Here is a 340-nt window from a genome sequence, read left to right as displayed (position 1 = left end):
TGCAGGAACTGCTTGCCGTAGGACCAGTGGTGGTAACCGAGCGGCATGCCGACCGAGGCATAGGCGTCCATCATCTGCTCGGCGGTAATTACCTCGATCTGGTTCGGATAGGTGTCCATCGCGTAAGGTTCGGCTATTCGGCCGATCTATCGGTCGTACTGCCGAATCAGGTCGAAGGTCCATTCCGAGCCGGTGGAAATGGGCTGTCGCTTCATGCTGCACACCTCAGCTGGTCATGCGCCGCTGGAAAAGCTCGCGGAACACTGGGTAGATGTCTCCGGCGCTGACCAACTGCTGTTGGGCGAACGCGTCGGAAAAGGCTTCTGCCACTTGGTTGTAC

The 340-nt window shown here is 58.5% G+C and carries 1 protein-coding gene; it reads right to left on the bottom strand.

Annotation, left to right across the window (positions count from 1 at the left end):
* The coding region (locus H1S01_RS22725) for a SpoVR family protein (RefSeq protein WP_423751954.1) at positions 1-137 on the bottom strand (137 nt) is incomplete at its 3' end.
* Between the last annotated feature and the right edge of the window lie 203 nt (positions 138-340).

It is taken from the genome of Heliobacterium chlorum, from assembly GCF_014502795.1.
Lineage (GTDB): Bacteria > Bacillota > Desulfitobacteriia > Heliobacteriales > Heliobacteriaceae > Heliobacterium > Heliobacterium chlorum.
Note: the sequence above shows the minus strand (reverse complement) of the source record. Positions and strands in the feature narration are given on the sequence as shown.